Raw genomic sequence first — 12,224 nt, 5'->3', positions numbered from 1 at the left:
GAAAACACCCCTTGGTGCGAGTGACAGGAGCCTTTATGAAGCGCGATGTGGTCATCGTTTTAGATTGCGGCGCAACCAACATCCGGGCGATCGCGGTTGACCCTCAAGGTGTCGTGGTTGCTAAAGCCGTGCTACCCAACCACAGCCAGCCTGACCCGACCAATCCGCAATGGCAATTGTGGCCGTTGGACGGCATTTTGCACAGTTTTGTACAGTGCTGCCGCCAGTTACTGCCGCAGATCCATCAATGCAGGATTCACGCGGTGACCGTGACCACCTTTGGTGTGGACGGGGCCTTAGTGGACGCCAGCGGTAACATGCTGTACCCGATTATTAGTTGGAAGTGCCCGCGTACAGTGGCAGTAATGGAAGATATCTCTCGCTATATGTCTGCCGGGGAATTACAGCAGATATCCGGCATTGGTCAGTTCAGTTTTAACACATTATATAAACTTATCTGGCTACAAGAGAATCGGCCGGACTTAGTCGAGCAGGCGCACGCCTGGCTGTTTATTTCATCATTGATTAACCAGCGCCTCACCGGGGAATTTACCACTGACCGCACCATGGCGGGCACCAGCCAACTGCTGGATGTGAAACACGAGCAATTTAGCGGCGAGATTTTACAAAAAATAGGTATTCAGGCCGATTTATTCCCACCCATGGTCGCCGCAGGTGAAATTATTGGTCAGTTATTACCGGATATTGCTGCTGATTTGGGGCTGCCGGCGGGTTTACCGGTAGTTTCTGCCGGTCACGATACACAATTTGCTTTATTTGGCTCCGGGGCGGATTTAGACCAACCGGTGCTGTCATCCGGAACTTGGGAAATCCTGATGGTCCGCACGCCAAATGTGAATACCGTCCTATTGCCACAATTTGCCGGTTCAACTTGCGAACTGGACAGTTGCCCGCGCTTATTTAACCCAGGGTTGCAGTGGCTGGCCTCAGGGGTGTTGGAATGGGTTCGCCAACTGTACTGGCGCGATGATGCCTGTGCCAATGTTTACCAACAAATGATTGCTGAGGCGACGGACATAGCACCAGGTGCTGACGGCGTGCGCATGGATTGTAATTTGCTGGGAAACGCGCGCCATCAGTTGTCCGGCGGCTGGCAAGGGGTATCGCTGTCAAGTGGTCGGGGGCACTTTTACCGCTCCGCATTAGAGGGCCTTGCCTGGCAATTGAAAAATAATCTGGCGGTGCTGGAAAGGATTGGTGAGTTCCGGACTCGGGAATTACTGCTGGTCGGTGGCGGTAGCCGCAATGCTCTGTGGAACCAGATCAAAGCCGACGTGCTCAATCTGCCCATTAAAGTCATTGATGAATCTGAAACAACAGTGCTGGGGGCGGCACTCTTTGCCTGGTATGCGACGGGTTACTACACCAGCGCCGAAGAAGCTCGCGCTCAGGTCAATTATCACTATCAATATTATCAACCGGGCGAGCAGCAACCACTTTATCAGGCGCTCACAGTAAATCCGGAACCGATAACTGAATCCATTGCCTTGAAAGGAGAATGTCATGCTTAAAACCATCTCGCCGCTGCTATCACCACAATTGCTAAAAACATTGGCAGAAATGGGCCACGGTGATGAAATTATTTTCTCTGATGCCCATTTTCCCGCCCATGCCATTGGTAAAAACGGCGGGCCGCAAGTGATTCATGCCGATGGGCTATCCGTCAGCGCCTTATTGGAGGCCACTATTCCTTTATTCGAATTAGACAGTTACGCCCCACCACTGGTGATGATGGCGGCAGTCGACGGTGACACGCTGGATGCTTCAGTTGAAGAACGCTATTTACACGCACTCTTCGGCACAGAAAAAACCCTGCCCGTTGAGCGCATTGACCGCTATGCCTTTTACCAACGCGCCGAACAAGCATTTGCGATCGTCATCACAGGGGAGACCGCCAAGTATGGCAATATTCTGTTAAAGAAGGGGGTAACGCCTGTTTTTTAAATTGATGATCACGTAACCTCACGCCTTTAGCCATGTATTTCGTGCTGGTATTCGTCAGACATGAAATACATGGCTTTGCTGATGGAGAGGATCATGAAAGCGTCCCGTCACCAGGAAATACTGCAACACATCAAACAGCATGAAACACTGACGACGGCAGACCTGGCAAACTTACTCGCGGTCAGTCAGGAAACTATTCGCCGTGACCTGAATGAGTTACAAGCGCAGGGATTGATCATCCGTCAGCACGGACGAGCTAAAAGCATTAAACGCGCCACCAAAGACAGCGGCGATCCTTTCACTACGCGCCTGAAAAGTCACCTGTCCAGCAAAGCCAGCATTGCCGCGCATGCTTTGTCTTTAATTGAAAGTGGAATGGTGATTGCGCTGGATGCCAGCTCAACCTGTTGGTATTTAGCCAAAAAACTCCCGGATATCGATATCACCGTGTTTACCAACAGTGTGCGGATTTGTCAGGAATTGGCGAAACATCAAAATATCGAGCTGATCAGTGCCGGGGGGCGGCTACAGCGAAAATATGCCTGTTATGTTAATCCAGCACTTTTTTCGCTATTAAAAACCCTCGAAATTGACCTGTTTATCTTCTCATGTGAGGGCATTGATACTGATGGCATTATGTGGGATTCCAATCCATTTAATGCCGAATTCAAAACCATGCTGCTCAAGCGCGCCACACAATCCATTTTACTGATCGACAAAAGTAAGATGTGCAGAACTGGGGAAGTGAAAATCGGTACACTTGATGATGTTGAGCAAGTTATATCGAATGTGGATGCTGAGTAACTCACCGGAGGCGTAGACAGCATATTTACGCCTCCATGTAGTCATTACTGGCCGTAATAAGCTTTAGCGCCATGTTTACGCAGATAATGTTTATCCAACAAAGTTTGCTGCATGTCGGCCACCGCCGGTTCAAGCTGATGAGTGAAGAGATTCATATACGCTATTTCCTCCAGCACCACCGCGTTATGCACGGCATTATCCGCATTACTGCCCCAGGCAAATGGGCCATGGCCATTGACCAATACCGCCGGAATTTGTACCGCGCTCAAGGCAAGATTGGCAAAAGTTTCGACAATGACATTGCCAGTTTCATGCTCATAATCTCCGGCAATTTCCTCATCCGTCATCAGGCGAGTGCAAGGAATGGGGCCATAGAAATAGTCGGCATGAGTTGTGCCTAATGCCGAGAGTGACTTACCGGCTTGTGCCCAAATAGTGGCGTGGCGGGAATGAGTGTGGACAATGCCGCCAATATCCGCGAATGCACGATATAGCACCAGATGAGTATCAGTATCGGAAGAGGGTTTTTTATTGCCTTCCACCACCTTGCCAGTGGCCAAATCCACCACCACCATGTCATTAACACTCATTACATCATATTCAACACCGGAAGGTTTAATTACCACCAATCCGCGCTCGCGATCAATACCACTGACATTCCCCCAGGTAAAAGTCACGAGCTTATATTTCGGTAACGCTAAATTAGCGTCAAAAACCTGTTGTTTTAACTGTTCTAACATGATGCCACCTCATGAAATAATATTCAGCACGGCAATTAACAATCAGAAAAACTGGCCTCATTTCATCATAATTATTAAGCAGCCGAATTTAAACAAGCAACGCGTTATAAAAATTTTTCATTGGTAATTGAACTCATTAATCAGAAAAGTCATTAATTAAAAACAATTATTAACTGAAAATCTTCATTCAAACACCATTATTTGCCGGGGAGTCATATATTCCAAACATAATACCCGGATGCAAACTAACCTAACCTTATTTATGGCTAAATTAAAGAGGATGGAAGGCCAACTCATTATCAATCAGAAGAATTCAATCAGATTCGGGCAAATTCGGTCATACTGCTAATGCCCGAGTTTGTGTTTTTATTACCAGCCTTGACTATTTTCAGGGTGAAGAAGTCCTTTATATGAGATTAAAATCACATTTATAGTGAAATTTAAAGCAACATCAAATCAGATTATGCTGCGAAAATCACATTAACTCAAAGCAAAACACCACTTAAAGCAATACTTGAATTCAGTCACTGTATAAACAGCAGATAAATACCAATATAGCAGCATGAATGTTACAGGTGCTTTTTAGCTTTAAGCACGAAGACAAATGTTGAGGTAAACATGTTACAAGCCGAACGCTATAAAATCATTTGTAACCATGTGCAGCAACAAGGCTCGGCGCTGGTGACTGAGTTATCTGTCTTATGCCAGGTCTCGCAAGAAACCATTCGTCGCGATCTGACAGTGCTAGAAAAAAAGCAAAAACTGATCCGTAGCTTTGGGGGGGCAGTGGCACTGGATGGCCCTGACCTTTCCATCATTGATATCAAAGAGACTCACTACAGCCTTAATGCTATTGACAGAGCCGAGTCATTCCGCAAGCGTACGGAGGAACATCCTGATATTAAAATGAAAATTGCTAAAGCCGCATTACAATTCATTCATCCGGGTGACTGTATTTTATTGGATAACAGTAGCTCTTGCTGGTTTTTGGCGCGGCAGATACCGGATATTGAAATTACCGTCGTCACCAATTCAGTGAAGATTATTCAAGCTCTGGCCTGCCGTGATAAAGTTCGAATTATTGGCATTGGTGGTGAGTACTCGGCCCGCCATGATGATTTCCATGGCCCCGTGGCAGAAAATGCTATACGCAACTTCCAGATAAATACCTTTTTCTTTTCTTGTCAGGGTATTAATCAGGAAAGTGGCGTGCGCGACGGAAACGATATTAATGCGAAATTAAAGCAAGTCATGTTACAAGTCTCGGGGCAAAAAATATTATTGGCAGACTCCAGTAAATTTGACCAATACGCTTTTTGTAAAATATGCATGTTAGATGATGTCGATATTCTTATTACTAACCGATTAAGTTCACAAAATTATCGTAGCGATAATCCCAAATTAAATATCATTGAATCAGATAAGTAACAAAATTATTCATCGGAATAATAGCGTCAACACCAGAGAAATAGTCACACAATAAGAATAAGCCAAGTTGCCTTATATATTTAATATAAGGCTGGATGTCTTGATGCTTACCAATGGTTCTTTTAGAGGATTTAATAATGAAAAAGTTAATCTTACCCTGCTTAATAACCGCATTATTTGCTTCCCACGCAGCCTGGGCTGATGACAGTAAAGTTCCACAAAAAGCCAATAAGCCATTCACGATGGGCGTTGTGGTCAAAGTGGGGGGTATTCCTTGGTTCAATGTGATGGAACAGGGCATTAAAGAAGAAGGTCAGGCCTTGGGCGTCAATGCCTGGCAGGTCGGGCCAACCACCGCAGACCCTGCGGAGCAAGTCCGTGCAATTGAAGACTTAATTGCCAAAAAAGTCGATGTCATTGGTGTTGTTCCGAATGATGCCAAAGTGCTGGAACCGGTGCTGAAACGCGCTCAGGAAGCAGGAATTAAAGTTATCACTCATGAATCACCAGGCCAAATCAATGCAGACTGGGATTTTGAATTGCTCGACACCCAAAGCATGGGTGCTAACCATATGAAAGATATGGCGAAATGCATGGGTGAAGAGGGCAAATATGCCATGTTCGTTGGTAGCCTGACAGTGCCATTGGTCAATGAGTGGGCTGATGCCGCTATTGCTTACCAAAAAGCACATTACCCGAAAATGGTCCTGGTTGAAGACCGTTTCGGCGTAGCAGAGTCAGTGGATGATTCCATGCGCACAGCTAATGACTTGCTATCTAAACATAAAGATCTGAAAGGCATTATGTCATTCGGTTCACAAGGCCCGATTGGTGCTGGCCGAGCCATTGATAAACGTAAGAAAAACGACACCACTTGCGTATTCGGAACCTTCACTCCGGGCCAGGGGATCAAGTTGTTAGAGAAAGGCGCTATTGACGGTGGTTATATTTCCAACCCAATGGTAGCCGGTAAGGTCTTCGTACAAGTCGCCACCGCCATGATGAACGGCGAACCCATCAAAGATGGCGTCAAACTGGGTGATATGGGTGAAATCAAAACCAAGGGGAACACTATCCTCAGTGATAACCCGGAAAAACTGGATGTAGAAAACACCAAACGTCTGGTCAAGCTGGGGCTGTAAGTCACACAATACGCTAAAAAAGTATCGCCGGGTACTAACCTGCCCGGCTCTTATTTCGGCCCGCTGTCTTAAGGCCGTTTTCCGGGGAACTGCACGATGACTTATATTTCTGATGCTGATAAAGGAGTGCCGCTTATCACGCTGAAAGAGCTATCAAAAAGCTTTGGCGGACATCAGGCACTTAAAAATATCACTCTGACGTTGAATAAAGGCGAAGTGCACTGTTTGGCCGGTGCCAATGGCTGCGGCAAAAGTACGCTAATAAAAACTATCAGTGGCGTATATGCCCCTGATGACGGTAGTGAAATTATTATCGACGATAAATCACACTCGCGTTTAACCCCAGATCGCGCCCGCGATTTAGGTGTGCAAGTTATCTATCAGGACTTGTCGCTGTTCCCTAACCTGACCGTTGCGGAAAACATTGCCTTTGAATACAACCTGAAAGGTTACTTCGGTTGGTTCAGCAAGACCAAAATCAGACAGAAAGCCTGCCAGATTTTACAAGAACTGGCATTTACCATCGACCCTGATGCGCTGGTGCAAAACTTACCTATTGCACAACGCCAGCAAGTCGCCATCTGCCGCGCGCTGGTTGCTGATGCCCGGTTGGTGATTATGGATGAGCCGACCGCGTCTTTGACTCGAACGGAAGTGAATCAGTTGCTGCGCACGGTGAATTATCTGCGCGACAAGAACATCACCGTGGTGTTTGTCAGCCATCGGCTGGATGAAGTGAAAGAGATTTCAGACCGCATTACTGTCATTCGTGATGGTGAGAAAGTCGGTACCTGGCCGGCGAGTGAACTGTCTGTGGGGCGAATTACTGAGCTAATGACCGGCTTAACTATTACCCACGAACAGAAATTACCGAATGCCGAACTGGGCAAAGTGGTACTGCAACTCAATAACCTCAGCCGCAAAGGGCAGTTTGAAAATATTTCCTTGAGTTTGCATCGCGGTGAGGTTTTGGGATTGTGCGGTTTACTCGGCTCCGGGCGAACTGAGCTGGCCTTAAGCCTATTTGGCATCACTCACCCTGATAGTGGCGAGATTGCTATTGATGGCAACCGGGTTCACATCAAAGACAATACCCGCGCCATTGAGTTGGGTATCGGCTATGTCTCTGAAGATCGCCTGACACTCGGTGCAGTGCTGCCGCAATCAGTCGCCGACAACATGATGCTGTCAATTTTGCAACGCATTCGCACCCCGCTCTATCTGATTGATGAGACTAAAAAAGAGGCCTTGGTACAAGAGTGGGTAAAAGATTTAGACATCAAAGTGACCAACCCGGATAACCCGCTGTCGACCTTATCCGGCGGTAATCAGCAAAAAGTGGTGCTGGCGAAATGGATTCTAACCAAGCCGAAAGTATTAATTCTTGATTCCCCGACCGTGGGTGTCGATATCGGCGCGAAAGACAGTATTTATAAACTGATTCACCGCCTGTCTGGCGTGGGCATCTCAGTGCTGCTTATCTCCGACGAAGTACCCGAAGCCTATTACAACTGTGACCGTATCCTGCATATGAAGCAGGGACGCATCGTCAATGAATTGATCCCAAATCAAATGACTGAACAACAGCTTGCGGAGGCCATCAATGCCTAATATCAGCAGACTCAAACCGCAATCCGTTGAAGGATGGCTGGCCTGGGTTATCGTCATTATGCTGGCCCTGTTCTCCCTGCTTAGCAGTGAGTTTTTGTCGATACAAAACCTACTGGACCTGACGGAAAGCTATGCCGTTACTGGCGTCTTTGCTTTGGGCCTTTTCGTGGTGCTGGTCACTGGCGGTATTGATATCTCCTTTGCTGCCGTGGCCTCGGTAGTGCAATACGTGGTGGCATCCTTGCTGCTCAATGATGTGATTGCCAGCCCGGTCTTGTGCTTGGTTATTGCCGTCTCCATCGGAATATTGCTTGGATTCGTTAATGCGGTACTTATTTACTACCTGAATATTGTTTCCATCATTATCACCATAAGTATGCAATCACTACTGTTTGGCATGCTGATGTGGATAACCAATGGTCACAGTATTTATGACTTACCGGACTGGTGGATAACCCAGCGCTCCATTCTGCCCTTTACCTTTAATGGCGAGAGTTATCAGATTGGTTTGCCACTGGTCATCATGCTCGCCATCGCCCTGCTCACCTGGCTACTACTGAATAAAACTCATATCGGCCGACAATTGTATGCCGTCGGCGGCAGCCCGGAATCTGCGCGCCGCATCGGCATTCGTGTGTCACTGATTTACCTGTTCGCCTATGGCTATTTAGGAGCAACAGCAGCCATCGGCGGCATGTTACAGACCTATCGGATGAGTGAAGTGGTGCCAAGCGCGCTGGTGGGCGGCGAATTAGATGTTCTGGCCGCAGCAGTCTTAGGCAGAGCCAGTTTGTCCGGTGGCCGTGGCTCGGTGATTGGCACACTGATGGGCGTCTTCCTGATTGGTATCCTGAAAAATGGCCTCAACCTGATCGGCGTTTCCAGTTATTTCGTCAACATTGTGATTGGCGTGGTTATCGTCGCCGCCATTTGCGTCACCCATTACAAAAAACGCAAAGAAACTGATGTTGGCTTTGTCTGACAGGGGCATTTTATGAAAAAGAATACGTTTTTCCATATTGACGGCACCATCTCTGGCTTACTGAGTATTTGCGCCCTGGCAACACTGGCGTTCAGTTTGGCGATGCCCGGCCGCTTCTTTACCGAAAATACCTTTTTAAGCATTGCTTTCCAGTTGCCGGAGCTGGGGCTGCTGACCTTTGCCATGTTTGTGCCCATGCTCAGTGGCGGGCTAAATCTGTCCATCATCGGCACGGCTAACCTCACTGGGCTGTTTATGGCCTGGCTGCTTATCCAATATGTTCCTGCCGATGCCAGCACCGCGACTCAACTGATGTGGCTGGTCATTGCCCTGCTGGGGGCCGCGATGATTGCCGTCATTATAGGAACATTGACCGGGTTGATGATTTCCCGCATCGGCGCTCACCCGATTCTGGTGACATTAGGCAGCATGACCATTATCAGCGGGATTGGCGTTTATCTGACTAAAGGGGCGGCACTCAGTGGTATGCCGCCGATTGTCCGCAGTATGGGGTCTGAGGTGGTGATGGGCATTCCTATCCCCATGATTATTTTTGTCGTCGCCTCACTGGTACTGGCGCTGATATTAGGCAAAACCCGGCTGGGGAAAACCATTTATATGTGTGGCAGCAACATCAACGCCACCTGGTTCAGTGGCATCCGCACTGACCGCGTGATGATTGCCATCTACTCCATTTCCAGCCTGTTATGTGTGTTGGCTGGCTTGATTATGATGTCGCGTTTTAACTCAGCGCGCATGGGATATGGCGACTCTTATCTGTTACTGACCGTGTTGGCTATTGTTCTGGGCGGCACCAACCCATTCGGCGGTGTAGGGAAAGTCAGCCATGTATTTTGTGCGCTGCTGGTGTTGCAGGTCATTGCTACCGGACTGAGTCTGCTGGGCGTCAGCCTGCACTTCAATCTGGCGGTTTGGGGGATAACACTTATCTTCGCACTGGCCTTTAAGTTCTTTAAAGAGAAATGGAAAGCAAAACGCGCCATGAAACATAACCGATTGAAACACTTTAGTAAGATTGCAATAGGGAAAACAGAATAATGCGAATTCACCCATTAGGAATCTATGAAAAAGCGCTGCCGGCGGGCACCAGTTGGGTTGAAAAGCTGGCTGTAGCGAAATCCTGCGGTTTCGACTTTGTCGAGATGTCTGTTGATGAAAGTGACGAACGGCTGGCGCGGTTGAATTGGAGCCGCGAGGAGCGCATGGCCGTTATCACCGCCATCCAGCAAACAGGGGTGAGAATTCCCACACTTTGCTTGTCAGCACATCGCCGCTATCCGTTTGGCAGCCGTGATGCCCAGACCCGTGAGCAAGCACGCACTATCATGTTGCAGGCCATTCGGTTGGCGCAAGACCTTGGTATCCGCACCATTCAATTGGCCGGTTATGACGTTTATTACGAACCACAAGACAGCGAAACCATAATCCGTTTTGAAGAGGGCATGGCGTGGGCAGCACAACAAGCAGCGGCGGCCCAAGTGATGTGCGCGGTAGAAATCATGGACACCCAGTTTATGAACTCCATCAGCAAGTGGAAGGCGCTGGACAGTAAAATTGGCTCGCCATGGTTTACCGTGTATCCCGATATTGGCAACCTCACCGCATGGGGTAATGAAGTGGATTCAGAACTGGCGAGTGGCATTGACCGCATTGCAGCCATCCATCTGAAAGATACTTTTGCTGTTACCGCAGATTGTCCGGGGCAATTTCGTGATGTGCCTTTCGGCGAGGGCTGTGTCGACTTTGTTAATCTGTTTAAAACCCTGCGGCGTCTGAACTATCGCGGTACATTTTTGATTGAAATGTGGACTGAGAAATCGGCCGAACCTTTGTTAGAAATCATTCACGCCCGCCACTGGATTGAAGACAAAATGCGCCTGGCGGGCTGGGATCACAATGCTTTACCGGCTACGCGCTAAGGAGCCATCATGAGCCACTATTTTCTCGGCATTGATCTTGGCGGCACGGTAACCAAAGCCGGGGTTTACACCGCCGAGGGCCGCGAGATGGCGGTGACAGAACAGGCGCTACCGGTGCTTAGCCCACAAGCAGGATTTTGTGAGCGCAATATGGAAGCGCTGTGGGCGGCGACTTGCCAGGTTATCCGCCAAACACTCAGTGATGCACAAGCTGTGGCTGGCGTATCAGCTGAACATATTCATGGCATCAGTTTTTCTGCTCACGGCAAAGGGCTGTATCTGGTGGATAAACAAGGCCAGCCAGTGCGCCATGGCATTGTTTCCTCCGATTCGCGCGCGCAAGCTTTGGTCAGTCGCTGGCAAAAAGAGGGCAAAGCTAATCAGGCTTATGAACTCAGTTTGCAACAATTGTGGCCGTCACATCCGGCGGCTCTGCTGCGCTGGCTCAAAGAGAATGAGCCGGAAAACTATCATCGCAGCGGTTATGTGTTAATGGCGCATGATTATATCCGCTACCGCCTAACGGGTGAGTTCACCACCGAAGAAACTAATATCTCTGGTAGCAATCTTTATAATCAATACAGCGGCAGTTTTGACCCGCAGTTGATGAAAATCTTCGCCATTGAAGAGGTCGCCGAGAAAACGGCCCCCATTATCGGTTCGGCAGATTTGGCCGGATATGTCAGCCAACAAGCCGCACAAGATTGCGGCTTAAAAAGCGGGACTCCGGTGTTCGGCGGCATGTTTGATGTGGTCGGCGCGGCATTAACCTCTGGCTTACATGACAGCCACCAGCTCAGTGCAGTGGCGGGAACTTGGTCAATTGCCACCCGAGTATTCGAGGGTATTCAGCCATCCGACTACCCTTATGTTTGGGGGAAATATTGCATCCCCGGCACCTATTTTGTCCACGAAGGCAGCCCAACTTCCGCCAGTAATCTGGCTTGGTTTGTGAAGCAATTCTTACCAGATTTACCAAACAGCTATCAGACACTGAATCAATGGGCAGAATTAGGTTATGAAAAGTCGGAAGATATTCTGTTTTTCCCGTGGCTGTACGGCTCCAATCACAGCGCCAATCTCAGCGGCGGCCTGCTAGGGCTCAGTGGGCACCACACGACTCAGGATATTGTTTGCGCGATTTATCAGGGAATTGTCTTTTCACATCTGTTGCATCAGGACAAAATTCTGGCGCTGGGTGATAACACTGACTGCATTCGCTTTACCGGTGGCCCGACTCATTCCGCCATCTGGATGCAAATGTTTTGTGATGCCAGTAATTTGCCATTGGAAATTGTTGATATTCAGCAATCTGGCTGCCGAGCTGCGGCCCTGTGCGCGGCGGTAGGAAGCGGCTATTACCGCGGTTTTGAGCAAGCCATTGCCGCCAGCCCGCCGCCTATCACTCGCCTGCTACCCAATGCTGAAAAGCATCAGATACTCAGAGCGCGTTTTGACAAATTTAAGCGCGTCGCCAAGGCTCTCAGTACAGCCATGTAACGGCGAGACATGCGGAGTTTAGCGATGAAAAGCGCTGTTATTGCAGTGTAATATACTGGCGGTCGGCCAGTGTCCCACCATCATCCTGTCAGAGCCATCGATAAGTGCGGAA

11 protein-coding genes are annotated in these 12,224 nt (G+C 48.6%); 10 read left to right on the top strand and 1 reads right to left on the bottom strand.

The features are described 5' to 3' along the window. The first annotated feature begins 35 nt into the window (after window positions 1-35). The 3 genes from fucK (at window position 36) to fucR (ending at window position 2,769) form a co-directional block, all read left to right on the top strand. Entirely contained in the window at window positions 36-1,532 is a 1,497-nt protein-coding gene (gene fucK, locus F0T03_RS04730) for an L-fuculokinase (protein WP_159677344.1), read from the top strand. Beyond that, window positions 1,525-1,965 carry an L-fucose mutarotase gene (fucU, locus tag F0T03_RS04725; protein ID WP_159677343.1) on the top strand — a complete coding sequence of 147 codons (441 nt, stop codon included), beginning with the start codon at window positions 1,525-1,527 and terminating at the stop codon, window positions 1,963-1,965. Before fucK ends, fucU begins: the two co-directional genes overlap by 8 nt. A gap of 93 nt (window positions 1,966-2,058) precedes the next feature. Next, window positions 2,059-2,769 carry an L-fucose operon activator gene (gene fucR, locus F0T03_RS04720; protein WP_159677342.1) on the top strand — a complete coding sequence of 237 codons (711 nt, stop codon included), beginning with the start codon at window positions 2,059-2,061 and terminating at the stop codon, window positions 2,767-2,769. A 44-nt stretch (window positions 2,770-2,813) separates the two neighbouring features. Here fucR and F0T03_RS04715 read toward each other — a convergent pair whose 3' ends face one another. Next, window positions 2,814-3,509 (bottom strand): L-ribulose-5-phosphate 4-epimerase, encoded by a 696-nt coding sequence (locus tag F0T03_RS04715; RefSeq protein WP_159677341.1) that lies wholly within the window; start codon window positions 3,507-3,509, stop codon window positions 2,814-2,816. A 618-nt stretch (window positions 3,510-4,127) separates the two neighbouring features. On the opposite strand from F0T03_RS04715, the gene F0T03_RS04710 reads away from it, so the two are divergent. The 7 genes from F0T03_RS04710 to F0T03_RS04680 all read left to right on the top strand — a co-directional run bounded on the left by F0T03_RS04710 (window position 4,128) and on the right by F0T03_RS04680 (window position 12,112). Then, entirely contained in the window at window positions 4,128-4,937 is an 810-nt protein-coding gene (locus F0T03_RS04710; protein ID WP_145556980.1) for a DeoR/GlpR family DNA-binding transcription regulator, read from the top strand. Window positions 4,938-5,074: 137 nt separating this feature from the next. Beyond that, entirely contained in the window at window positions 5,075-6,079 is a 1,005-nt protein-coding gene (locus F0T03_RS04705; protein ID WP_159677340.1) for a substrate-binding domain-containing protein, read from the top strand. Window positions 6,080-6,175: 96 nt separating this feature from the next. Beyond that, the gene (locus F0T03_RS04700; RefSeq protein WP_159677339.1) at window positions 6,176-7,690 is read left to right on the top strand and encodes a sugar ABC transporter ATP-binding protein; all 1,515 of its coding nucleotides are present in this window, start codon (window positions 6,176-6,178) and stop codon (window positions 7,688-7,690) included. Continuing rightward, complete coding sequence (locus tag F0T03_RS04695; protein WP_159677338.1) at window positions 7,683-8,672, top strand: ABC transporter permease; 990 nt, start codon at window positions 7,683-7,685, stop codon at window positions 8,670-8,672. Before F0T03_RS04700 ends, F0T03_RS04695 begins: the two co-directional genes overlap by 8 nt. A 12-nt stretch (window positions 8,673-8,684) precedes the next feature. Next, complete coding sequence (locus F0T03_RS04690; protein WP_145556990.1) at window positions 8,685-9,731, top strand: ABC transporter permease; 1,047 nt, start codon at window positions 8,685-8,687, stop codon at window positions 9,729-9,731. Beyond that, on the top strand, window positions 9,731-10,612 hold the full coding sequence (locus tag F0T03_RS04685; protein ID WP_159677337.1) for an L-ribulose-5-phosphate 3-epimerase: 882 nt from the start codon (window positions 9,731-9,733) through the stop codon (window positions 10,610-10,612). The genes F0T03_RS04690 and F0T03_RS04685 overlap by 1 nt, the downstream gene beginning before the upstream one ends. 9 nt (window positions 10,613-10,621) lie before the next feature. Further along, on the top strand, window positions 10,622-12,112 hold the full coding sequence (locus F0T03_RS04680) for an FGGY-family carbohydrate kinase (protein WP_159677336.1): 1,491 nt from the start codon (window positions 10,622-10,624) through the stop codon (window positions 12,110-12,112). Window positions 12,113-12,224: the final 112 nt, after the last annotated feature.

Origin of the sequence: Yersinia canariae, assembly GCF_009831415.1 — a bacterium.
Taxonomy (GTDB): domain Bacteria; phylum Pseudomonadota; class Gammaproteobacteria; order Enterobacterales; family Enterobacteriaceae; genus Yersinia; species Yersinia canariae.
Note: the sequence above shows the minus strand (reverse complement) of the source record. Positions and strands in the feature narration are given on the sequence as shown.